Below are 21,819 nucleotides of genomic sequence, written 5' to 3'. Positions count from 1 at the left end.
AACCACGCGTCATTCACAACAATTCATGCGTAAGCCAAGGCGCACTGGACACGTTCATTCCTCTTCAATGAAAAGTCTTTGTCTTACAGCATTCCTTGTCGGTTCCAGCCTGTTAGCACTGGAGCCTACGCCCCGGCCAAATCCAGAGCGCTTCTCTAAAGAAATTGCAGCCTTTTCGGCTCAGCCTGCGCAAAGTGGAGGCATTGTCTTTACAGGCAGTTCCAGCATCCGATTGTGGAAAACGTTGGAGAAAGACTTCGCTAATCTGCCGGTGCTAAATCGCGGCTTTGGAGGCAGTGTAGCAAATGACTTGGTCGTTCATTTTGATACCCTGGTCGCAAGGCATGAACCCAAACTGATCGTCACTTACACAGGTAGCAACGATATCAATGCAGGACTGACCGTCGAGGAGACTTTGAGCGACTATACCCGGTTTCTGAATAAGGTGCATGAGCAACTGCCCGAGGCCAGGGTCATTATCACCTCGGTAAAAATTGGTGAAAAGCGCATCACTCAAATACCTCAAGTGCACGAGGTCAACCGCCAGCTTAAAATGTGGGCGGAGGATCATGATTGGGCCCGCTATGTGGACTGCACGAGCTACTTGGCCGATGAGAAAGGCCATCCAATCAGGATCTATTATGCCAAAGATCTTCTCCACTTAAGCCCTGAAGGCTATGTTGAATGGACCAAAATTCTTGATCCCATCCTACGCGAAGAATGGGCAAGAGTGACAAAGAAGTGTTAAACCCGTTGATCCTTCCGGCTCCCAGGAGTTCTTAGCCAATAAAAGAGCAGATGTACTCACAAATGCCTTCTTTGACAGAAATATCGAAGCCCGACTTCGCAGGCACTTCGAAGACCTGTCCTGCGGAGTAAGAGGATTTGTCCTCGCTACCGTCAAGTTTCACTTCACAGGTGCCGGCGACGATTTCCATGAGCTCCGCTTTCTCTGTGCCAAAATGATAGCTACCAGGATAGATGAGTCCCAAGGTCTTTTTACGGCTATCGGGGAAGACAATCGTGTGACTGACCACCTTGCCGTCAAAATAAACATTGGCTTTGGTGATCGCGGTGACTTGGGAAAATTCGGCAGGAATGGCGGGCATAGAGCCCAGCAGAATGCGCAGACTTGGGTCCATCTCAAGCGCAGCTTTGAGCAAATCTCACTACGCTAAAAGGCCTGTAATCAGGCCTCCTGCCGGTTCAGACGCGGCTTGAAAGGCTCAGAGAAAGCCGTTTCAAAATGGTATCCACCTCCAAAATCCTCTAAACTGTCTCCTTCGTTTTTTCCAAAGTAACTCGTTTCGATCAAGTTATAGACAATATTACCGATGTCCTCGCCTTGGTGAATCCCCCATTCGCTGAGAATGGTGAAAGCCATCGGCCCATACTCGGCAAGAGCATGGAGACGCACCCCTTCCAGCACTTCTTGACCGGTAACATGCTGGTCTTCCTGTCCTTCACGGAAATGCTTCACCGCCACATGCAGGGCGTCCCGCACAAACTCATAGGCATGAGGGTGATAACGGGAATCTTTTTCCACTGCCTGCAGAATGGCATAGTTGAAGGGGAGATCTGACATACCAAAGGAATACGGGCGGTGTGAGTAAACGCTGAAAGGTTTACGGACAACTGCCAAAATAAAATCAGGCAGCCTAGCCGGTCAATGACGCGACCAGACTGCCAGATTGAAATTCCATGTGCAGCATTAAGCCCAGCCATGTGCATTCCGCACCTTGATCATGGCATCCAGGATGTTATTCCAGGTCGAAGGAGTCTCCAGCATCGCATTTGGAAACATGCAGCCATCCCAGCAAATGTGCTGGATGCCACGGCTCGCGGCGTCTTTTAGCCAGTAGCCAGCAGCTTTGGTGATGTCCAGCTTGCCATTCGGATCGTCAGCAGGGCAATGCTTGCCCGTTTTATCATGGGAACCAGCTCCATGCACCTGGCCATCATTTTGAGCAACGTGGAAATCGATGGTCCAAGGACGGAGTTTGTCAGTCATCTTTTCATAGGCAGCCCAAAATTCGGCATCGGAATAACCTTCTTTGACCAAGGCATGCTCTGGGGCGTTATACCCCAATGTGTAGAGGTAAGTGTGCGCCAGATCTGCCTGGAAACCAAAGGATTCAGGCATTCCAACACCTTCCAGCACGTCCAGCATGTCTTTCCATGAGTGCATCCCCGCCCAGCAAATCTCACCTTCTGCGGCAAGACGTTCACCATGATCAGCTGCGATTTTGGCAGCTTTTTTAAAGGTATCGACAATCCGGGCCGTGTTAGCCACGGGATTTTCACGCCATTTGGCCACACCAAATTCGGCCGAATCCACACGGATGACACCATACTTGCGCACACCATGTTCGTTGAAAACTTTAGCGATACGGCAAGCCACTTTGACAGCCTCCAAGAACTTGGCCTGTGCGGCGTCATCGCCCATGGCTGAATCACCCACTGTGCCTGGCCACACTGGAGCGACCAGGGAGCCGACATCAAAGCCTTTGCTAACAATAAGGTCGGCAATTTTTTTCAGTTCGTCATCACTCGCCTGCGGATCAGTGTGAGGATGGAAAAGGAAATAATCAATGCCTTCGAATTTTTGACCGCCCACTTCGGCTGCGGCAGTCAGGTCAAGCATGCGCTCCAGGCTGATTGGCGGTTCTTGGCCGTCGCCATCGCCCTTGCCTACAAGGCCGGGCCACATTGCATTATGAAGTTTTGGTTTAGAGAGACTCATATGAATTTAGATCGAGGCCAATAAATAGGAATGATTTGAGACCTGGAAAAGGAAAAACGTGATACCGCCCTCCTTGTTGCTCATTTTCATCAGCAAACTGCACCGCTAAAACGGATGCGGAGTGTTTCACGCCGTTAAACCCTGCCCTTCTCGGCGGTTTCATTCCTGCCTGCACCCAAAAATTGCAAAATCTGCAACTTTTGGGCTCAGGCCTTTAGCCCTGGATACCAAAATTCATTTCGAGTCCCAGAGTGTTATTTATCTGCCGCAATATTGATTTCGGAGAGGGCCAGCTCGGTGAGTATCTTGTCCGTAGCACCTTCTTCATCCAGGGTAGTCTGAAGAATTTTGGCTCCTTCTTTGTCCCCCAAAAGCTCGGCATAGGTGCGAGCGCAGCCGTAACCGGCGATTTCGTAATGCTCAACTCGCTGAGCTGCGGAGATGAGCCCCGCATCGAGGACTTCTGCATCGGGTTCTTCCTCGATAAGCTCTTCGCCCTCCTTAAGAAGGCCCTCCATGCCTTTGCAACGAGGGCCGCGAGTGGTCTGACTGTGAGCAGCCAGCAGCTTTTCAAGGCGTGCCGCGTGTTCTTTGGTCTCCTCCAGATGCTTTTTGAAGCCTTGGGCAAGCTTTTCGCTGGTGGCGGCCTTGGCCATTTTTGGCAAGGCTTTGATCAACTGCTTTTCAGCGCTGTAGAGATCTTTGAGTTCGTGAATATAGAGGTCTGCAAGTGTTTGAAGTTTCATAGCGGTGATGATTCGACACGTTGCCAGAAACCGGATGTGTCAGGTCTCTTTTAGAGGCTCAGCTTTTTCTCCACCTGCTCAATGAGTGCATTCACACCTCTTGAAGGGCTGACTTCATCCATGCACTGGAGAAGGGTCATCTGCCGCACAGCCGATGAAAGATAACGAAAACGGATGCGCATGTGCCTATTGAGGGTGCGGATTGTCTCTTCATCCCAGACAGGTGGGGCATCTATGACAGTTTCAGAATTGGACGGTGCAGCGGACATAGGAACAGAAAATTGGATTGAAGCCTGCGCCTGGGCTTGGCGACCAAGCTCATTGACAGGCATCTATTTGGTTAGGCAGCACCCGAAGGGCGCAATGAAGCAGTGAAGGAAACCCGGACCCGGCAGGGCCATGGGCAGCAGCTCCCTTCCCAATGCATCGCAAGCGTGAGCGAGGGTGGCCCCCTGAAAATTCCACTGATTCAGAACGGAAATTCTCCGATGACTCAAAGCAGGGGTTTCAGATGATATTGCCCCTCAGGTTTGCCTGCCCAAAAGGTGTCACTAAAGGCTGCGTCAGCTTTGTCGCTAAAGCAGGCACTAATCCACGATCCGGACTACAGAAGGGTGGAGGAGATGGCCAGATTTTGACCACTCTTCAAATTCGACCAAGACTTTAGTCGTAGGCTCAACCCAAACACAGTGCTCCAATTTTTCATCCGTGAGGGCCTTAGGCGTGTGGTCAGGCATACCTGCAAAGGGACAATCATAAACGTGAAGCATGCGCAATTGGTTGAAGAGCTTTTTACGCAGGCCGGGGATGACAGAGACGCTCACCATGGAAACATAATGCAGCCCTTTTTTGGACCGCTGCCCAATGAGCACCTCCTTCAGCCGCTCCGCCTGCAAGCAGTAGGCACCGACGAAAAACATCTGTTGCATTTTTTTCTGACCCCGTGCTCGAAGATGCGGCTGCCCGGCAACGGGCCGTGGTCGCAGAGATCTCTTGAGCTGGTGACCCTGGCGACCAGAGAGCCACTGTAAGCGAGGCTGCAACTGACTATGGATGGGTAAGCAGGGGACAGAGAGTGACATGGGCTGGCTAAAGAAAGAGGCAGCGGGCGACCTAAAGAGAGCAAAGGACCGACGAAGTGTGCCAAGGTGGGTAATGATATCGTTCAGAAGATTAATTTTGGACGTGTGCACTCACATACATCCAGCCGCTTTCTGGTTGGCGATGCCCATTTACCATGAAAACTGAGTACCCAACCATTGGTGCAGAAGATCCAGGTCTAAGCACACCTGAGCAGGAACATCGGGTGGCATTTTACATCAAAAGCTTTGATTACGAGTTCCCAGATCGGCAGCCGTGGGAGCTAGAGGCGGCATGCCTGCAGGCATACGAGGAATTGTGTGATGACCGTTGCCGTGAAAAACTGGAGGCCCGGGCTCGGGAAATCCTGTTAGCGTGAAAAAATCCGCGCTTGCAGACAGATTTTGAGAACGAGCTGCGATTGAGGAGCCCCAGGCAATGAATTGACATCCTGGAGAGTCTGTTGTTGAAAAGAGCGTCTCAAGGCGCAGACTTGGCACTATCCTTTCTTCCCCACGCAGTCCCATGCCGGAACCCAGTCTTTTCAGGCAATATCAAATCGTCCAGGACGCGGACGGGAGTAACGTCGAGTTGATTCGTGACGCGAATCAAGTCGCTGTATTGGCTTTTGATACTCTGACGCAAGAATTCGTACACTGCCATGTGCTACTGGAGCCCCTGGCGGACCGTGCTGCATTTGAGGAAGCCTGTCGTCGGCTGCAAGCGCGGGGGCATCCTCTCCTGGCACCGCTGAAGGAGGCGGGTGAAGATGAGGGAAATCCGTTTTACATCACGGGAAATGTGGACGGAGAAACGCTGGGAGCTTACCTGGCCCGGCAACAAGAAATCCCTGGCTGGCTGGCCGTGATGGTGGCGTGCCGTGCCCTGGAAACGGTCATCGCTCTCATGGAGCGGTCAGACCTTCTTCCAGACAACATCTTAAATGGCCTGCGTGTGGTACAAACAGGCTCCCAGCAGTTACAAATCCAACTGTCGGATTACCGATTACTCGCCGCCGGGGAGACCCGTAATCAGGGCCTGAAACAAACCTTCGATAAACCGGCCAAAATGCTGCGTGCATTTTTTCAGGATCAATCAGGCGGCGGCCCTACCCTGCCAGACCAATTGCTGCCCGGGACAGATTTTATGGAATTGCTAGCCGCCTGCCTTTTGGCGGCAGACCGTAGCTCAGTGACCTCACTCCGGGAACTCAAGACGGCACTGCAAAAACTGGCTCCAGAGCAATTAACGGGCGAAATCCCCACGGCACACAAGCCTCGCGCCCTCTTAGCGCCCCTCTTGGCCAGTTATCAAGAAGTCGCACGGGGAGTGGTGAATCTGATCCGCATTCAGAGCCAGCGACTGGATATGTCCAATCCCTACTCGATGCGCGGCACGCTGACGAAGACAGGCCGGACGGTCCTGGTGGAGCAGATGCTGCCCGAGCGCCTTGCAGGACCGAGTGTACGAACTTTGGCGGAAAAGGGAATGAGCTTGTCTAAAAAGCGCGAGTTTCCTGATGTCATCCCTCTGGTTCTTCTGCATGAGGGAGAGGAGATCACCTGCATCGCGGAAGAAATGGCTGAAGGAGTTAGCCTGGCCGATTTACTGCGTGAGCGGCGTTCGCTGAATGTTCATGAAGCATACTTGGTACTCGCCGGACTGGATGGCGCATTGGATTCCCTGGAAAAATCAGGTCTTGAGGCCCAAAGACTGCGTCTTGAGGATATCTTTCTGCTCACAGGATTTCCGCGTGAAGATGCACGCACAGCCAGGCTGATGCTGACCAAGCTCAATGAATGGCCAGCCTTTTCCCTCCTGCTTCGCGGCCATCCCACCCTTGCCGCTATGGCTGGCCGGGGGCTCAACCCCGCAGTGCTGCTGCCGCAGATCAATTCGGCAAAACCGACTGTCTGGAATGGCGCATGGCTGTCTGCCGTCGGACGTTTCCTGGTAGGCCTGGAGGCCGTTCCGGGACAGCATACCGAGACTCCCGGCGGAACCCGAGACCGTGAGTCCATCGCCCGGCTTTTTGATGAAGAAATTCAGAGATACAAAGAGGAAAAAGCTTGTCCCCGTGCCGATTTCCTCGCTCGGTATGCCCGCATTCTGCAACACCACGAACTGGTGAAGCCTTCACCAGCCCCTGCTTCGGAGCCTCTCGTCCCTGCTGCCGCTAAAGCCCCCTCACGCATGCGGACGATTTCGGCCGAATCGGCGGCTGACAAAAACGCACCCTTCACGAATCCGCCGATGGCGCTGACAAGCGGCGGTGCTCCCATATCCGAGAAGCCAACCATCGGTTTCGCCGAATTGCTGTTTCGCGACACCTCAGTCATGGAGCGCGGAACGACCCACGATTGGGCTAAAACAGCAGCAGATGCGCCACCCACGATCCACCCCAATGAGGTTTTGCTGGCACCCGAAGAGTTTGTTCCATTCTGGCTACGGGCTGCGGTTTTCATCGGTGGGTCCATTGTCGCTGGCGCAGTATTGGCGCATCTTTCAGGAGACGCCTTTTGGTTAAAATCGCCCGTCATCAAAGCGATTCCCGTGCAGTCAGGCACACCCGTTTCCAGTGTCCCTTCAGCTTCGGCTCCACTGACCCCGGAACCACCTCGCGGGCCTGCTGCACCACAGGTCACTGAGCCAGCATTACCTCCAGAAACGGCCCCACCACCATCAGGGGGATTGCTACAGCCCCCCGCATCCACATTGAAGGACAACTTATAAATCCGTGGCTGATTTCGCCCGGAATCGCATTTTTCTGTCCAATCCTGGACACTTCCTGCCTGTATCCTTTGCATGGCTGATGACCGGACTACCGTCTTTTTGGAACTGCTGACCGCTCACGAGCGGTCACTTTCCCTCTATGTCCATGGCCTGGTGCCGCGTGATAGCGAGGCTGAGGACATCCTTCAGCAAACCAAGCTGCTGCTTTGGAAACATTTCGATGACTTCACCCTGGGTACCAATTTTATTGCTTGGGCACGCAAAACGGCATTCCACCAGATCCTCACCCACCGTCGCCAAAAAAAGCGAGAGCATCTGCCCCTGGACGAAGATGCGCTGGAAGCCCTGGGGCATGCTGTGTCAGAGCTTTCGGAAGATGGCTCAGCACGCCAGGATGCCCTGCGCGCCTGCCTGACACGCCTGCCCACGGAACACCGGCAACTGGTGCACCTGCGTTACTTTGACGACCTCGAGATTGATCAAATCGCCGAGCGGGTCAACCGCACCGAAGCTGCCATCTATCGCGCCCTTAGCCGTGTACGCCTGAGCCTCATGCAGTGCGTGCAAAAACAACTGGAGACACATTCATGAAACCTGACGAAACCTGGCACTGGCTGGAACTGTGGGAGCGCGCACGCGACCACGCGCTGACGGCGGAGGAACAGACCCGCCTCAACGATGCCCTGCGCCAAAATCCAGAGGTCCGCACGCTGCTGGCCCAGGCCGCACTGATGGATGCTGAAATGCGGGTGACTCCTGCAGACGCTCTTTTGGGTAAAGCCACGCCTCCCCTTCCCCGAAAAGCATTCAGTCTTTCATCGAAGGTTTCTCGCTTCGTCCTGCCCATCGCAGCGGCTATTGTTTCCGCCGGCGCAGTCTGGTTGATCGGGCGTGAACCCACGCCTGTCGCCACCCTCACCAAGGCCAACGACTGTAAATGGGGGAATAGTGCCCTCCCCACACTGGAAGGATCCAGCCTGCAACCAGGCATGCTGGAATTGCTCGACGGCATCGCCACCTTGAAATTTGCCAGCGGAGCGGAAGTGGCTCTGGAGGCCCCCGTGACCCTGGAGGTGATCTCCGCCATGGAATGCCGCGTCAAAAAAGGCACCGTCGTTGCTGAGGTGCCCCAGCAGGCAAAAGGCTTCACCATCCACACCGCAGAGACCAAAGTCGTGGACTACGGCACCCGCTTCGGCATCAGCGCCGGGGAGGATGGAAAATGCCTCGTCCATGTCATCGAAGGTTTGGTGGAAGTGGAGAGGAAAGGCGAAAAAGGCCGCAAAGAACTGCGGGCAGGCCAGCGTGTGGACTATGGCGGCTTCATCAAAAGCGCCTCCTACCCGGATGCAGTCAGCCAGGATGATCAGCCTGAACCTGGACGCTGGCTTCCTGGGCCAATCAATAATCTGGGAGACGGGTGGCAAATCCTGACGACCGCCTTTGGCCGTGGCAAGGACTCCTGGATCCAGTCCAACCTGCGTCAGCGGGTGACTGGCCGCGAATCGTATCTCCGCATCAAGCACACCACCCACGATGAAAGCCTGGATCGGAAAGCCTACGTCGCCTTTGACCTGAGTCGTTTCACAGGAAAACAGATCGCAGAAGCCGAGTTCACCCTTCATGTGGAGCCTAGCGATCTGGGCTTTGCCTCCCTCGTGCCAGATGCAGTCTTCACTGTTTACGGCCTCACGGATGAAACCCAGGATGCATGGAGCGAAAACGAGATTTCCTGGTCCAATGCCCCTGCCCATAGCCTGGCTACGGAGCACCGGATTAGTCCTGTCGAAGGGCAGGCAACGAAGCTGGGGCAGTTCATCGTCCCGCAGGGCACCACGCGCGGAGCCTTCACTATGAAAGGCGAGGCGCTGGCAAACTTTCTGTGCATGGACAGCAACGGCATGGCGACTTTCATCATCATTCGTGAAACGGATGAAACGGCTCGTAACGGTTTGGCCCATGCCTTTGCCAGCAAGGAAAACACCCGGAATACACCGCCCATGCTCAAAGTCCGGGTCGAGGAATAATCCATAAAGGATATGCCAATTGAACCCTCAAATGGCATATCCTTGGGATGAAATTCAACTTCCTCTGCCTTGGCCTTGCCGTTTACAGCCTTGGTCTCACTAGCTGCAAGCAGTTTCTCTACGGCTCTAATGACGTGAATTTCCTCGGCGTTCCCAATAAGCCCCGCTCCACCACGCCCAGCTACAGCAGCGGCTCCAGCTATGGTGGTGCCACTTACAGCAGCGGCGCTCCTGCTTACACGCCCAATTATTCTGCAGGTCCGGCTCCTTATTCCAGTGTCGAATCTCAGGACCAAAAGATGCGCAATTACGGCCAGCAGCTTGACCGCCAAATCAGCCGTCAGACTTGGTAGCGGCAGCGCCTGGCCCACGGCTGTCGTCTTATCTGTAATAAATCGCCCGGCGGTGTTGCCATCCAAGCCCCGCCGGGCTTAAATTCGCAGCATGAACCGCGAAGTCGTCGAAGCCCAAGTACGTGCTGTCCTGCCTCTGGACGGCAGTTTTGCCGTTTTTCTGGGCAATAGCGAAAAGACCTTTGTCATCTATGTCGATGAATCCGTCGGCACAGCCATTTCCATGTTTATGCGTGGCGTGGCCAAGGACCGACCATTGACACACGATTTGTTAGGCAGCGTACTGCTTGCCTTTGGAGCCAAGGTGGAGCGCATCATCATCAATCACGTGGAAGGCAGCGTCTTTCACGCACGCATGATTCTTTCCGCGGCCAACGAACTCCACCAGCGCAAGCTCATTGAGCTGGATGCACGCCCAAGTGACAGCATCGCCATGGCAGTCCAGCAGGGCGCACCTCTGTTTGTCGCCCGGAAAGTCTGGGACACTGTGGAAGACGTGACGGACACCCTTGCCCAAATCGAAAAACGCGGGCTGGAGGAATCCGCCGCCAGTGATCAAGAATCCTCCGACGAGGATGAGGACGAAGAAGATCCGGATGAAATCGATCCAGATGACCTCGACCTGGAAGCTCTGGAAGGCCTCAACCTCGAAGATGACGAGGATGAGGACGAAGACGACGATGGCTACGATGACGGATACACCGGCATGGATGACGACGACGACGAAGGCGAAGAGTGGAAGAAGCCCAAGTAAGCTGCTTATTTTTCCGCCAGGTAGCGGTGGCGCTGCATAACCAAGGAGGTGGGAAACAGCACTGCCACGGCAAAGGTCACGACCGTGCCAAAAAAGATGCGCCAGGGAAACTCCACGATAGGCATCCAATCAGGCCGGGAAATTCCCTCCCCCATACCCAGCGTGGCAGCCAGCCCTTGGTCGAGGCCGCTGAGGTAGGCCACCACTATAAATCCGGCCAGCATGCCGATACCGTTACCCAGATCATTGCCCCGAGTCTTGGTGAAGAGGCCGACCATGAAAACTCCCAGTAGCGAGCCATAGGTATAACCAAAAACACCGAGAATGATCGGGATGATGCGCAGGCTAGGGTTGTGCGCCTTCACCCAGGCTGTGGCCAGAGCCACCCCAATGAGCAGAACGGCAAACAAGACCGTGCTAAAACGCAGCACCCTCACCTGGCCAGCATCGGTTGAGGGCTCGCCAAACCAGCGAAAGTGAAAGTCGCGTGCATAGCTGGTCGCCAGCGAATTCAGCGCGGTGCTCAGCGATCCCATCGCGGTCGCGAGAACCCCCGCCACCACCAGACCGCGCAGCCCCTGTGGCATCACGTTGAGGATGAAATAGGGGAACACCTGGCTGCTGTCCACGGTGCCTTTGACATTCTTCGGCAGCAGTTCAGACGGATTGGCCTGGAAGTAAACATACAGCAGGATGCCGATGCTCAGCACCATGAAGTTGACCGGGATGTCACAGACCCCTGATAGAATGGTCGCCATGCCGCTCTGGCGTTTATTTTTTGCCGTCAGCATGCGCTGGACCATGTCCTGGTCTGTTCCGTGTGTAGCAAGCGTGACAAACGTGCTGCCGATGAAGGCTGCCCAGATGGTGTATTCTGTCTCCAAAATTCCTTTTACCCAGCCCCATGCACCTGGATGAGCGGGATCAGGACTGCCCCAGTCAATCATCGCCGGTTCCTGGATGGCTCCCTGAAGTGCAGCCCAGCCACCCGTATGCCCCAGCAGATACCAAAGGGCGAAACCCAGAGCGGAAAACAGTACGCCAATCTGGATCACATCCGTCCAGATCACCGCCCGAATGCCCCCCAGAGTAGTATAAATGGCTGTCAGGACCGTGATGCCCACCAACGCACCCGCATACAGCCAGAACTCCTGCATCGGCGTGGTATTCGGATTCACGTATAGCTTCCAGCCCAGCACCAGGATCACCGTCGGCACCCACAGGCGGGATCCACTTGCCAGCAGCCGGGTGACCAAAAAGATACCCGAAGCCCAACGACGGGTCAGCGGACCAAAACGAATACCGAGAAATTCATACACACTCACCACTCCATACCGGTAATAGGCTGGAATAAAGACCGCGCTCACCACCAGTCTTGCCAGGAGGTATCCGGCCATGAGCTGAATATACGTATAGTTGCGTAGCGCATACCCTTCCCCGGGCGCACCGAAAAAAGTCCCTGCACTGATTTCCGCCGCCAGAATCGAGGCCAGCACTGCCCACCAGGCGATTTGTCGATCCCCCAGCGTAAAGCCTTCCATGCTGCCACTCTTGCTGCGCTGGGACAGGCCGATGCTAATGATGATCCCAAAATAAGCGAGGATGACGAGCGCGTCGATAATGTAGGGCATCGCGCAATCTCGCAGGGGTTTACCCAGGCCGCCAAGAAATTTGTGAATTCTTCAGTGTGGATAGATCACAAAGCCGAAGGGACACCCTCTGTTCACTTTCCATGCATCCTATTGAACCCACGGTGGCCCGAAAATATTTCGATACCATACAATCCTAATATCTGTCCTCATAAGAAAAGACGGAAAACCAGAGAACGGCTTGTCAGACATTTTCTAACCCTTAGAGATTGCGAATAACAGCAAAGAATATAACTTCTATTGTAAATTTTTTGTCTCATGAACACCAATTTAAAACATCTCCATCCTGCACCACGCCAGGCCTTCAGTTTGACAGAGATGCTGATCGTCATCGCCGTCATTGGAATTTTGTCTTCCATCGCCATCACTTATCTCGGCGGTGTGCATCGTGAAACCATGCTCCAAATTCGTGACCAAAGGAATGCTCAAGAAGTTGTGGGACTCTCCATGGGGGCCATTGCCAGCGGTGCACCTGTAGTCCAACCAGGTGACATGAGGACGACGATAGGGAACCTCATCGAAGGTCGGAAAGCCACCACCGGAGCTTTCTCCGGCCGCACTTTCCGCCTCAGCCAATTGGACGAGGAGGAAATCACCGGAGCCATGCGGTATCTAAGCTGGCAGGAGGACCAGCCCGTCTATGTTTTTCAGGGAAACTGAGCTGTCACTCTCTGACAGTTAGTAACCCAGCCAAGGGCCGAGCCACTTCTCCATCTGGGGAACCGTCATGCCTTTGCGGGCAGCGTAGTCCTCTACTTGGTCCTTGCCCACGACGCTGATGCCGAAGTAATGCGCCTCTGGATGACTAAAGTAGAGGCCGCTGACCGCGCTCCCAGGATGCATGGCCATACTTTCCGTGAGATCCACACCCGTCAGTTCTGTGGCATTGAGTAGGTCAAACAAGATCGGCTTTTCCGTGTGGTCGGGCTGTGCAGGATAACCCGGTGCCGGGCGGATCCCCCGATACTTTTCCTTTACCATTTCCTCATGAGTGAGGTCGCCAGGCTTTTCATAGCCCCAGGCAAAGCGTGCCTGCTGGTGCATGTATTCAGCAAAGGCCTCGGCCAAACGGTCCGCCACCGCTTTCACAATGATAGCGCTGTAAGGATCGTTGATGGCATCAAACTCCTTGGCGAACTCATCGGCACCATGAATGCCCACAGCAAAACCCCCGATGTAATCGGCCAGCCCCCTGTCCTTGGGCGCGACGTAATCGCTGAGCGCAAAGTTAGGCTTGTCCTTTTTGATAACCTGCTGCCGGAGCGAATGGAATACGGTGCGCACATCCTTGCGTGATTCATCACGATAGACCTCGATGTCATCACCCGTGGCGTTCGCAGGGAAGAAACCAAAAACTCCACGCGGGGTGAACCGATGTTCTTTTTCAATCTGGTCCAAAAGTGCGTTCGCGTCATGATAAAGCTTCAAAGCCTGCTCATCCGCCTGGATTTTCAGATCGGGATCTTCATGCGCCGAATTGAAACGTCCTTCAGCAGACAACCAGCGACCACGCAACTCCCAGGAATGGAAGAACGGGGACCAGTCAATGTAGGGCCGCAGCGTCGGCACCAGATCTGCGCCTTCATACGTCTTCGTTCCGAGGAAACTTGGCTTGGCGATGTCCTGCGTGGTCCAGTCGCACTTGTAACCTTTCTCGCGAGACTCGGCGATGCTGAGTAGCTGCCGATCCTTTTTCTTGCCGTATTCCTCACGTAGGCGCACATGACGCGCCTCGTTTTTGAGGACAAAATCTTCCCGCTGCTCCTCGCTGATAAGAGAGGTGGTCACAGGCACACTCCGGCTGGCATCCAGAACATGGACGATGGAGCCACTATAGTGGGGAGCGATCTTGATGGCCGTGTGAGCGGCACTGGTGGTGGCACCGCCGATGAGCAGCGGCTGCTTCATGCCCAGGCGCTCCATCTCGGAAGCGACATGGACCATTTCATCCAAAGAGGGCGTGATCAGACCGCTAAGGCCAATAACATCCGCGCCCACTTCCACCGCCTTGTCCAGGATCTTGGCACAGGGCACCATCACTCCCATATCCGTGACTTCAAAGCCGTTACATGCCAGCACAATGCCGACGATGTTCTTGCCGATGTCATGCACATCCCCCTTCACCGTCGCAAGAACAATCTTCCCCCCGCCCTGCTTCGCAGCCTCGGCCGGAATAAGATCGGCGGCGGTCAGGGCTTCTTGGGAGCCATCTGATATTCCGTCGGCGCTTCCATCAGCACGGCCTGCCCCGCCCGACGAAGATTCTCCAGGCTGTCCTCCTCGATCTGCTTGAACAGAGTCGCTGTTTCCGAGCTCAGCTTGGGAGAAAAATTGCGCCAGGAGCCGGTCAGTTCGGGCGGGATCGTCGCTGCTGGGGCTAGTTTCATCTTCATGAGGAGTCTGCTCGATTTGGGCGAGTTCTTCAACGGAATATCGATGAAACATCCAATCCACAAATGCTCCTGCAGGCTCCAGCGTCGCGACGCTCCAGCGCTGGCGGCTTTCGCGGGTGGCGGCGTAGTCGGGACTCATTTCCTGCACGTTGTTGCGGTCCAGGATGATGCCAAAGCGGCGTTTGTATTCGGTCTCGGCCGTCTCCAAATCCGCCGCTAGTTCGGCGGCAAATTTCACTTCGACACGCCGTTCTTCCAGGCTGAGACCGGGGTAAGGCAGGTAGCTGAAACCTTCCACGACGTGAACTTCATCTCCACTCTGGAGGGCCTCGGCCGTCTTGCCTGCGATCTCCACCAGCAGCTCACGCTCACGCGCTTTGCGGGCTTTTTCAGCCTCCATGAAGGGCTGCAAATAGGCCACGCTCTGCTTCATCACGCGGGCGCTTTTCACCACCTGCGGAAGAAACATTTTCCCGGCACCAAAGAGGTCTCCCACCACGCTCATGCCGTCCATGAGAGGCCCTTCGATGACTGACAGAGGCTTGCCCAGTTTTTCCAGAGCTTCCGCCGTGTCTTCGTTGATGAAATCGGTGATGCCTCGGAGCAGGGAATGCTCAAGGCGCTTGGCCACCGGGGCTTCACGCCAGGACATGTCCACCTCGCTCTTCTTGGCGGCTCCCGCCTGGCCTTTGAACTGCTCGGCATAGTCCACCAGGATCTCCGTGGCATCCGGACGGCGATTGAGGATGACGTCCTCTACCTTGTCCAACAACTCCTTGGGGATCTCCTCGTAAACTTCCAGCATGCCGGCATTCACGATGCCCATGTCCATGCCCGCTTTGATGGCATAATACAGGAACACGCTGTGCATCGCCTCGCGCACCTTATTGTTACCACGGAAGCTGAAGCTGATGTTGCTGACGCCACCGCTCACCTTCGCCAAGGGCAGGTTCTCCTTGATCCAGCGGGTGGCATTGATGAAATCCAGTGCGTAATTGTTATGCTCTTCCAGGCCGGTGGCAACGGTGAGGATGTTGGGGTCAAAGATGATGTCCTCCGGCGGGAACTGCACCTCATCCACCAGGATGCGGTAGGCGCGTTCGCAGATGCGGATCTTCTCCTCATAAGTCGCGGCCTGGCCATTTTCGTCAAAGGCCATCACCACCGTTGCTGCCCCGTATTGCTTGATCTTGCGGGCGTATTCCTTGAACTTTTCTTCACCCTCCTTGAGCGAGATCGAGTTCACAATCCCCTTCCCTTGCAGGCACTTCAGACCCGCCTCGATGATCTCCCATTTGGAGGAGTCCACCATGATAGGCACCTTGTTCACCTCCGGCTCCGTCTGTAAGAGCACGAGAAATTTGGTCATCATCGGCACCCCATCAATGAGGCCTTCGTCCATGCACACATCGATGACATTGGCCCCGTTTTCCACCTGCTGACGGGCAATGGTGACGGCCTCCTCAAGGCGGCCTTCTTTGATCAACTTAGCAAACTTTGGCGACCCTGCCACGTTCGTGCGCTCGCCGATCATGAGGTAATTGGACCCCGGCCTGAGCACAAAGGGTTGCGATCCACTAAGGCGCATATCAGGCGCAGGATGCGCGACTTCACGTGGCGGCAGATTTTCCACCGCTTTTGCAATGGCGGCGATGTGCTCCGGCGTGTTGCCGCAGCAGCCGCCCATGATGTTTACAAAGCCGCTTTTGGCAAAGTCGGTCGCATAGCCAGCCATGTCCGGCGGCAGCAGGTCGAATCCCGTCGGTGCCAGCGGGTTGGGCATGCCAGCATTCGGATAGGCGGAAACGAAGCAATCGGCCTTCGTCGCCAGTTCTTCCAGGAACGGGCGCATCTTGTCCGGGCCTAACGAACAGTTTAGACCGATGGACAGCGGCTTCACATGACGCATCGCATTCAGATAAGCCTCCGTGATCTGGCCAGAGATCATCGTCTCCCCACCAGGACCGACAGCGGCGGAAATCTGAATGGGCAGTTCCACTCCATCCTGGTCAAAGACATCACGGATAGCCACCAACGCGGCCTTCGCATTCAGGGAATCAAAGATGGTCTCCACCATCAAGGTATCCACACCACCAGCGATCAAAGCGCGGATCTGGTGCGCATAAGCCGCCTTCACCTGGTCAAAGGTGACGTAGCGGAAACTCAGGTCATTCAGGTCCGGGAACTGCGATAGGGACACCGTCAGAGGCCCGATGGCCCCGGCCACGTAACGCTTGCGGCCCGTCTTTTCACCGATCAAGTCCGCCCACTTCCGGCACTGCTGGGCGGAGTTAAAATTGATCTCCCAAGCGATGTCGTTGAGGAACTTGTCCTCCAGCATCTCTTGGAAAAACTCAGGATCCTTCTTCCGTCCATGCGGCACCTCTCGGAAAAATTCCGCCTGTGCGATGCTGGTACCGGAGAAAGTGTTCGTCTCAATGATGTCCGCCCCAGCCTCCAGGAAGCGGCGGTGGATGTCCTCAATGATGTCCGGCCGCGTGATGGAAAGGATGTCCCCGTTGTTCAGCAGGTCCTTCTCGTTGTCTAAAAAGCGACTTCCCCGCGCATCGGCTTCCTTGAGCCCGTATCCACGAATCGTCGTTCCCATGGCCCCATCAATGACCAGGATACGCTGGCGCATGGCGGCTTCGAGTTCGGATCGTACATTGGGACGGGCAGGCATGAGATGAAATTACCCCTTCCCTGCTCAGCGTCAATCTCCCATCAACGCATCATGATTTGAGGATATGAAATTTATACCTCACCCAAACCGCCCCCGCACATAGTCATCCGTCAGCTTCTCCTTGGGATTCTCGAAGAGATGCATCGTCTCGTCATACTCCACCAGTTTCCCCAGGTAAAACAGCGCCGTATAGTCCGCCGTGCGCATAGCCTGCTGCATGTTATGCGTGACGATGACGAGGGTGTACTTCTCCTTCAGCTGATGAAACAGGTCCTCCACCCGCGCAGTGGCGATGGGGTCCAGGGCTGAGCAGGGCTCATCCATCAGCAACACCTGCGGTTTCACAGCAATGGCGCGGGCAATGCACAGACGCTGCTGCTGACCGCCGGAGAGGCCGTAGGCACTTTGATCCAGACGATCCTTAACTTCATCCCACAAGGCGGCACCACGCAGGCTTTCCTCCACCACATGGTCCAGATAGTCCTTCCTCTTCTCCCCATGCAGGGCGAGGCCGTAGGAGATGTTTTCGTAGATACTGCGGGGGAACGGGTTCGACTTCTGGAAAACCATCCCCACCTGACGGCGGAGTTGCACCACGTCCAGGGCCTGACTGTGAATGTCCTGTCCTTCCACAGTGATCGAGCCATTTTTCACCGTGGCTCCATCCACGCGGTCATTCATGCGGTTAAAGCAGCGCAGCAGCGTGGACTTACCACAGCCAGAGGGACCAATAAAAGCAGTCGCCTGATTCTTGGGGATGTCGAGCGAGACGTCAAAAAGCGTCTGTTTGCTTCCATAATAGAAGTCCACATTCCGCACCTGGATGGAGGTGGGTAAGTGTGAGACAGGATTCTTTTCACGTAAGGCCATGCAGCGGGGCATTGAACATGACTGGGCCTGGGCGCTTCGCAACTGCCCTTGTTGTCACATTCCTGTCACCCGCCCAGATCGTATGTGACAGTACTGTCACACGTCATTCAGCGCCATGTGACAAAGTTTCATCCATGGGTGGCATCCCATCATCTGATTCCAATTCACCGCATGAAGATCCAACCTTCTCTTTTCATTGCCCTTAGCCTCACCGCACTCGCCCACGGTACTGAAGTGGACCCCGCCATCCCTGAATACAAACAGGTCAGCGGTGTCTCTGGAAATCTCATCTCCATCGGTTCCGATACGCTTAACAACCTCATGACCCTTTGGGCTGAGGGTTTCAAAGCCAAGTATCCGAATGTAAACATTCAGATCGAAGGCAAAGGCTCCGCCACCGCTCCGCCAGCCCTCATCAGCGGCACCAGCCAGCTCGGCCCGATGAGCCGTGAGATGAAGCAGGAAGAGATCGACGCCTTCGAAAAGAAATTTGGCTACAAGCCTACCGAGATCAAAGTGGCCGTGGATGCCCTGGCCGTATTTGCTCACAAGGACAGCACCCTCAAGGGCCTCACCCTGGCCCAGATTGACGGTATATTTTCCTCTACCCGTAAACTCGGCGCTCCGGCAGACATCACAGACTGGGGCCAACTCGGTGTGGATGCCTGGAAAGGCCGCGCCATCTCCCTCTTTGGCCGTAACAGCGCCTCCGGCACCTACGGCTTCTTCAAGGAACACGCCCTCGGCAAAGGCGACTTCAAAAGCAGCGTCAAGGAGCAGCCCGGTTCTTCCGCCGTGGTCCAGGGCATCAGTACCGATGAATTCGCACTCGGCTACTCCGGCATCGGTTACATCACCTCCGGCGTCCGCGCCCTGCCCATCGGCGAAACGCCAGAAAGCTTCGCTGAAGCCACCTATGAAAACTGCCTCAGCGGCGAATATCCCCTGGCGCGTTTCCTCCTTATCTACATCAACAAAAAGCCCGGCGAACCCCTGGATGCCCTCACCACGGAATTCGTGAAATTCATCCAGAGCCAGGACGGCCAGCAGGTGGTCGTAAAAGACGGTTATTATCCCATCCCGGCAGAAGTGCTTGAGGAAACCAAGGCCACCCTCGCCAAGTAAGGTTGCCGGTTCGTTCTTGATCTTCTTCATTTCAGGTGCGTCAGAGATTCGTCTCTGACGCACTTTTCATGTTCAAATGAATGGTACTTGCAGTTGAAATGCAGCGTACACCTTTCATACTCGGCCCACTTTCCTTTTCCGCTCATGCTCTCCTTCATCAAAATCCGTCACTTGGCCCTCGTCGAGGATGTTACCTGGGATTTGCGGGCCGGATTAATCGGCGTGACGGGAGAAACCGGAGCCGGCAAGTCCATCATCGTCGGTGCACTGAAGCTCATCCTGGGCGAGCGTGCAGACCGCAGCCTCATCCGTAACGGCCAGGATACCTGCACTGTAGAGGCCAGTTTTCATCTCCGCGATACCCGCGCTGTGGATGCCGTCCTGGCTGAAGCCGGGCTGGACCCCTGCCAGGATGGCGAGTTGCTGATCAAACGCAGCATCAGCACCGGCGGGGCAAACAAACAGTTCGTTAACTGCTCCCCCGTCACCATCCATGTTCTCAAGGCCTTGGGCGAGCACCTCGTGGACCTCCATGGCCCTCACGATCACCAGTCTCTCAATTCCCAAGACCGCCAGCTCGAGATGCTGGACAAATACATCGGCAGCGAGGACACCCTGGCCAAATATCAGGCCTCCTGGCAGCAATGGCGCAGCGCATTGACCGAGCTTGACGACCTGGAGAATAGCGAGCGCAGCAGCAGCCAGCAGGAGGACATGCTGCGCTTTCAGGCCCAGGAAATCGCCGCAGCGAATCTCAAACCTGGCGAGGAAGAGGAGATCGAAGCCCGTCACCGCATTGCCGCCAACGGTGCCCGTTTAGCAGAGGTATGTTCCGCCATCACCGGCCGCCTTAGCGATGGTGAAGGCGGCATCCTAGACGCCCTCCGCGAGATCGGAAAACACATCCATGAACTGGAGAAAATCGATCCCGGCACCACCGCCATGTTTGAAGGCTTCAAATCTGCCCAGATCGAACTCACCGAGCTGGAAAGCAGTGTCCAGGAATACGCCGATGACCTGGAAACCGATCCCGCTGAGCTAGCCCAGCTCGACCAGCGCATCCACACCATTCAAACGCTCAAGCGCAAATACGGCCCCACCGTCGCCTCCATCTTGGAATTCCAAAAGGATGCCGAACAAAAACTCGCCAAAATCGAAAACCGTGGCGACGAACTGGAGCGCCTCACCAAGCTAGTCAAAGACCGCCGATCTGAGGTGGACAAACTCGGCAAACAGCTCACCAAAAAACGCGCCGAGGCCGCCCCAAAACTCGCCAAAGAAGTCGCCTCCCACCTCACCGACCTCGGTTTCAAACGCAGCATCTTCGAAGCCCAACTGGCCACGCTGAGCGCCCCTTCCCGCAACGGTCTGGAGGAAGTCGATTTCCAGTTCGCCCCCAACCCCGGCGAACCCCTGAAACCCCTCCGCCTCACAGCCAGCAGCGGCGAAATGTCCCGCGTCTTGCTCTCTGTCAAAAGCGCCCTCGCCAAGCAAGATGCCGTGCCCCTCCTCGTCTTCGATGAAATCGATGCCAACGTCGGTGGCAACATCGCCGAAGCCGTCGGCCACAAAATGGCCTCTCTGGGCAGCACCCATCAGGTCATCGCCATCACCCACTTCCCGCAGGTCGCCTCCCTCGCCGCCAGCCACTTCGTCGTGACAAAGGAGATCGAAGGCGACCGCACCAAGTCCCACATCCGCGAAGTCACTGATGGGGAACGCATCGAAGAACTCGCCCGCATGCTCGGAGGCAAGCTCGAATCCGCCCGCGAACACGCCCGAAATCTCCTCAGCGGCGCCCCCCAAACCGCCCCCGGCTTCCTGGCCCTCTGACGTCCCGAACCTCGCGAAGCGTCCCGGAGTGCGGTGGGAAGCGCAAAGCGCGACACCGCTTTCGAGCGGAGGGCAAACGACCGAAGTCGCCACGCTCTGACGGAAGTGTGATGGCATGTAGGCCAAAGCCCCTACAAACCCCAAGGTTCCCGTTTTCCCTCCATTTTTCCATTTGTGAGGCTAGTCCGATTTCCGTTAAGGCTTCCCACCCATGAAAGAAGATGCCGCTACCCCGCTACCCTGGCCGCATGCTCCCACTCATCGACTCACAGAAAAGGGCCTCTACTTCGTCACCGCAGGCACCTACTTGAAGGCGCATCATTTTCGCGGTGCGAAGCGGCTTGAGGTCTTGCAGCGTGGGCTGTTGAAGCAATGCCAAAAGTATGGGTGGCGGCTGGAGGCTTGGGCCGTTTTTTCCAACCATTACCACTTCGTAGCGGAATCCCCCGGAACGGCGGAATCCCTGCCCGCGATGCTAGGCGAGCTGCACACGAAAACTGCTCAATGGGTGAACAGGTGCGATGCAGCCCCCGGCCGCAAGGTCTGGCACAACTACCGGGAGACCCAGATCACCGACCAACCGTCTTACTTTGCCCGGCTCAATTACACGCACCGGAATGCACTGAAACACGGCCTCGTGGCAGTGGCTTCGGACTATCCCTGGTGCTCAGCCGCCTGGTTTGAGGAAAACACTGGCCGCCCCTTGGTTAAAAGTATCTACCGTTTCAAGACCGAGAAGATCCCCGATGACCATGAACCCTCCCCAGAATGGTAATGGAGTCATCCCAACCGCGCGAAGCGTCCTGGAGTGCGGTGGGAAGCGCAAAGCG

The 21,819-nt window shown here is 55.6% G+C and carries 20 protein-coding genes; 11 read left to right on the top strand and 9 right to left on the bottom strand.

Features of this window, described 5'->3' with window-relative positions; all coding sequences use genetic code 11:
• Window positions 1-25: 25 nt before the first annotated feature.
• Window positions 26-748, top strand: a complete 723-nt coding sequence (locus tag EI77_RS12200; protein WP_133795534.1) for a GDSL-type esterase/lipase family protein — start codon at window positions 26-28, stop codon at window positions 746-748.
• A 31-nt stretch (window positions 749-779) separates the two neighbouring features.
• On the opposite strand, the gene ppnP is transcribed toward EI77_RS12200, so the two are convergent.
• The 6 genes from ppnP to EI77_RS12170 form a co-directional block, all read right to left on the bottom strand.
• Entirely contained in the window at window positions 780-1,109 is a 330-nt protein-coding gene (ppnP, locus tag EI77_RS12195) for a pyrimidine/purine nucleoside phosphorylase (RefSeq protein WP_133795533.1), read from the bottom strand.
• A gap of 80 nt (window positions 1,110-1,189) precedes the next feature.
• Complete coding sequence (locus EI77_RS12190; protein WP_133795532.1) at window positions 1,190-1,585, bottom strand: Minf_1886 family protein; 396 nt, start codon at window positions 1,583-1,585, stop codon at window positions 1,190-1,192.
• 126 nt (window positions 1,586-1,711) lie between these two features.
• On the bottom strand, window positions 1,712-2,743 hold the full coding sequence (locus EI77_RS12185) for a TIM barrel protein (RefSeq protein ID WP_133795531.1): 1,032 nt from the start codon (window positions 2,741-2,743) through the stop codon (window positions 1,712-1,714).
• Between the two features lie 254 nt (window positions 2,744-2,997).
• Window positions 2,998-3,489, bottom strand: a complete 492-nt coding sequence (locus EI77_RS12180; RefSeq protein WP_133795530.1) for a YciE/YciF ferroxidase family protein — start codon at window positions 3,487-3,489, stop codon at window positions 2,998-3,000.
• 50 nt (window positions 3,490-3,539) lie between these two features.
• Window positions 3,540-3,758, bottom strand: coding sequence for a hypothetical protein (locus EI77_RS12175; protein WP_133795529.1), 219 nt, complete (start codon window positions 3,756-3,758; stop codon window positions 3,540-3,542).
• 318 nt (window positions 3,759-4,076) lie between these two features.
• Entirely contained in the window at window positions 4,077-4,418 is a 342-nt protein-coding gene (locus EI77_RS12170; RefSeq protein WP_166647209.1) for an ATP dependent DNA ligase, read from the bottom strand.
• 308 nt (window positions 4,419-4,726) lie between these two features.
• Between EI77_RS12170 and EI77_RS12165 the strand changes: the two genes are divergently transcribed.
• From EI77_RS12165 to EI77_RS12140, 6 genes are all read left to right on the top strand, one after another.
• Window positions 4,727-4,948 carry a hypothetical protein gene (locus tag EI77_RS12165; protein WP_133795527.1) on the top strand — a complete coding sequence of 74 codons (222 nt, stop codon included), beginning with the start codon at window positions 4,727-4,729 and terminating at the stop codon, window positions 4,946-4,948.
• Between the two features lie 146 nt (window positions 4,949-5,094).
• Window positions 5,095-7,302, top strand: coding sequence for a protein kinase family protein (locus EI77_RS12160; protein ID WP_133795526.1), 2,208 nt, complete (start codon window positions 5,095-5,097; stop codon window positions 7,300-7,302).
• Window positions 7,303-7,374: 72 nt separating this feature from the next.
• On the top strand, window positions 7,375-7,893 hold the full coding sequence (locus EI77_RS12155) for a sigma-70 family RNA polymerase sigma factor (RefSeq protein WP_133795525.1): 519 nt from the start codon (window positions 7,375-7,377) through the stop codon (window positions 7,891-7,893).
• Window positions 7,890-9,329 carry a DNRLRE domain-containing protein gene (locus tag EI77_RS12150; protein ID WP_133795524.1) on the top strand — a complete coding sequence of 480 codons (1,440 nt, stop codon included), beginning with the start codon at window positions 7,890-7,892 and terminating at the stop codon, window positions 9,327-9,329. The genes EI77_RS12155 and EI77_RS12150 overlap by 4 nt, the downstream gene beginning before the upstream one ends.
• 47 nt (window positions 9,330-9,376) lie before the next feature.
• Entirely contained in the window at window positions 9,377-9,682 is a 306-nt protein-coding gene (locus EI77_RS12145) for a hypothetical protein (protein WP_133795523.1), read from the top strand.
• Window positions 9,683-9,773: 91 nt separating this feature from the next.
• A complete protein-coding gene (locus EI77_RS12140; protein ID WP_133795522.1) occupies window positions 9,774-10,436 on the top strand; it encodes a bifunctional nuclease family protein in 663 nt (220 codons plus the stop codon).
• Window positions 10,437-10,441: 5 nt separating this feature from the next.
• Here the strand turns inward: EI77_RS12140 and EI77_RS12135 are convergent, their stop codons facing one another.
• The gene (locus tag EI77_RS12135; protein ID WP_133795521.1) at window positions 10,442-12,067 is read right to left on the bottom strand and encodes a sodium:solute symporter; all 1,626 of its coding nucleotides are present in this window, start codon (window positions 12,065-12,067) and stop codon (window positions 10,442-10,444) included.
• Between the two features lie 276 nt (window positions 12,068-12,343).
• Between EI77_RS12135 and EI77_RS12130 the strand changes: the two genes are divergently transcribed.
• Window positions 12,344-12,745, top strand: coding sequence for a type IV pilin protein (locus EI77_RS12130; RefSeq protein ID WP_133795520.1), 402 nt, complete (start codon window positions 12,344-12,346; stop codon window positions 12,743-12,745).
• An 18-nt stretch (window positions 12,746-12,763) separates the two neighbouring features.
• Here the strand turns inward: EI77_RS12130 and metH are convergent, their stop codons facing one another.
• Window positions 12,764-17,161 carry a methionine synthase gene (gene metH, locus EI77_RS12125; protein ID WP_133795519.1) on the bottom strand — a complete coding sequence of 1,466 codons (4,398 nt, stop codon included), beginning with the start codon at window positions 17,159-17,161 and terminating at the stop codon, window positions 12,764-12,766.
• A 78-nt stretch (window positions 17,162-17,239) separates the two neighbouring features.
• Entirely contained in the window at window positions 17,240-18,031 is a 792-nt protein-coding gene (gene pstB, locus EI77_RS12120; RefSeq protein ID WP_243838822.1) for a phosphate ABC transporter ATP-binding protein PstB, read from the bottom strand.
• A 171-nt stretch (window positions 18,032-18,202) separates the two neighbouring features.
• Here pstB and EI77_RS12115 point away from each other — a divergent pair, with 171 nt between their 5' ends.
• The 3 genes from EI77_RS12115 (at window position 18,203) to EI77_RS12105 (ending at window position 21,764) form a co-directional block, all read left to right on the top strand.
• Window positions 18,203-19,156 carry a PstS family phosphate ABC transporter substrate-binding protein gene (locus tag EI77_RS12115; protein ID WP_133795517.1) on the top strand — a complete coding sequence of 318 codons (954 nt, stop codon included), beginning with the start codon at window positions 18,203-18,205 and terminating at the stop codon, window positions 19,154-19,156.
• A gap of 144 nt (window positions 19,157-19,300) precedes the next feature.
• Window positions 19,301-20,989, top strand: coding sequence for a DNA repair protein RecN (recN, locus tag EI77_RS12110; protein ID WP_133795516.1), 1,689 nt, complete (start codon window positions 19,301-19,303; stop codon window positions 20,987-20,989).
• 211 nt (window positions 20,990-21,200) lie between these two features.
• Window positions 21,201-21,764 (top strand): transposase, encoded by a 564-nt coding sequence (locus EI77_RS12105; protein WP_133795515.1) that lies wholly within the window; start codon window positions 21,201-21,203, stop codon window positions 21,762-21,764.
• Window positions 21,765-21,819: the final 55 nt, after the last annotated feature.

The organism is Prosthecobacter fusiformis, from assembly GCF_004364345.1.
Classification (GTDB): Bacteria; Verrucomicrobiota; Verrucomicrobiia; order Verrucomicrobiales; family Verrucomicrobiaceae; genus Prosthecobacter; species Prosthecobacter fusiformis.
This window is presented reverse-complemented; position numbering and strand designations above follow the sequence as displayed.

What these genes read in the sequence shown, in the direction of transcription:
- EI77_RS12175 (WP_133795529.1), bottom strand. Translation starts at nt 3,758, where the DNA reads ATGTCCGCTGCACCGTCCAATTCTGAAACTGTCATAGATGCCCCACCT.
- EI77_RS12130 (WP_133795520.1), top strand. Translation starts at nt 12,344, where the DNA reads ATGAACACCAATTTAAAACATCTCCATCCTGCACCACGCCAGGCCTTC.
- EI77_RS12200 (WP_133795534.1), top strand. Translation starts at nt 26, where the DNA reads ATGCGTAAGCCAAGGCGCACTGGACACGTTCATTCCTCTTCAATGAAA.
- EI77_RS12135 (WP_133795521.1), bottom strand. Translation starts at nt 12,067, where the DNA reads ATGCCCTACATTATCGACGCGCTCGTCATCCTCGCTTATTTTGGGATC.
- EI77_RS12180 (WP_133795530.1), bottom strand. Translation starts at nt 3,489, where the DNA reads ATGAAACTTCAAACACTTGCAGACCTCTATATTCACGAACTCAAAGAT.
- EI77_RS12150 (WP_133795524.1), top strand. Translation starts at nt 7,890, where the DNA reads ATGAAACCTGACGAAACCTGGCACTGGCTGGAACTGTGGGAGCGCGCA.
- recN (WP_133795516.1), top strand. Translation starts at nt 19,301, where the DNA reads ATGCTCTCCTTCATCAAAATCCGTCACTTGGCCCTCGTCGAGGATGTT.
- ppnP (WP_133795533.1), bottom strand. Translation starts at nt 1,109, where the DNA reads ATGCCCGCCATTCCTGCCGAATTTTCCCAAGTCACCGCGATCACCAAA.
- metH (WP_133795519.1), bottom strand. Translation starts at nt 17,161, where the DNA reads ATGCCTGCCCGTCCCAATGTACGATCCGAACTCGAAGCCGCCATGCGC.
- EI77_RS12155 (WP_133795525.1), top strand. Translation starts at nt 7,375, where the DNA reads ATGGCTGATGACCGGACTACCGTCTTTTTGGAACTGCTGACCGCTCAC.
- EI77_RS12170 (WP_166647209.1), bottom strand. Translation starts at nt 4,418, where the DNA reads ATGCAACAGATGTTTTTCGTCGGTGCCTACTGCTTGCAGGCGGAGCGG.
- EI77_RS12165 (WP_133795527.1), top strand. Translation starts at nt 4,727, where the DNA reads ATGAAAACTGAGTACCCAACCATTGGTGCAGAAGATCCAGGTCTAAGC.
- EI77_RS12105 (WP_133795515.1), top strand. Translation starts at nt 21,201, where the DNA reads ATGAAAGAAGATGCCGCTACCCCGCTACCCTGGCCGCATGCTCCCACT.
- EI77_RS12140 (WP_133795522.1), top strand. Translation starts at nt 9,774, where the DNA reads ATGAACCGCGAAGTCGTCGAAGCCCAAGTACGTGCTGTCCTGCCTCTG.
- EI77_RS12185 (WP_133795531.1), bottom strand. Translation starts at nt 2,743, where the DNA reads ATGAGTCTCTCTAAACCAAAACTTCATAATGCAATGTGGCCCGGCCTT.
- EI77_RS12145 (WP_133795523.1), top strand. Translation starts at nt 9,377, where the DNA reads ATGAAATTCAACTTCCTCTGCCTTGGCCTTGCCGTTTACAGCCTTGGT.
- pstB (WP_243838822.1), bottom strand. Translation starts at nt 18,031, where the DNA reads ATGGCCTTACGTGAAAAGAATCCTGTCTCACACTTACCCACCTCCATC.
- EI77_RS12115 (WP_133795517.1), top strand. Translation starts at nt 18,203, where the DNA reads ATGAAGATCCAACCTTCTCTTTTCATTGCCCTTAGCCTCACCGCACTC.
- EI77_RS12190 (WP_133795532.1), bottom strand. Translation starts at nt 1,585, where the DNA reads ATGTCAGATCTCCCCTTCAACTATGCCATTCTGCAGGCAGTGGAAAAA.
- EI77_RS12160 (WP_133795526.1), top strand. Translation starts at nt 5,095, where the DNA reads ATGCCGGAACCCAGTCTTTTCAGGCAATATCAAATCGTCCAGGACGCG.